General features: G+C 67.8%; 1 protein-coding gene. It reads right to left on the minus strand.

The window, feature by feature from the left end; genetic code table 11:
- The coding region (locus tag QZ271_RS14445) for a hypothetical protein (RefSeq protein ID WP_291432636.1) at positions 1-225 on the minus strand (225 nt) is incomplete at its 3' end.
- Between the last annotated feature and the right edge of the window lie 98 nt (positions 226-323).

Below are 323 nucleotides of genomic sequence, written 5' to 3' on the forward strand. Positions count from 1 at the left end.
GGCCCCCGCCGGGAGGGGCGTGCGCGGGATCACGATCACGGCTTCCTGCCCTTTGAGGGTGCTCCGTCCCCTCTCCTGCGCGCTGACCGGACCGCTTGTGTAATTCCCGTTCGGATCGGTGGTATTCACGTACTGGGTGCTGCCGTAGGCGCAGACTGCAACGGCCTTGCCGCCCACCTGCACACTCGGGAGGGTCGCCGTGGTGTCGGTACCTGGGGTGGTCATCACGAACAGGGGGAGGCCTGTTGTGCCGTTGAAGTCCGCGCAGGGGGCGAGGGGGTCAGGCCACTCGCCACCGTCGTACGTCAGCAGATCCGTCACGG

The sequence above is a fragment of the Deinococcus sp. genome, assembly GCF_018260555.1.
Classification (GTDB): Bacteria; Deinococcota; Deinococci; order Deinococcales; family Deinococcaceae; genus Deinococcus.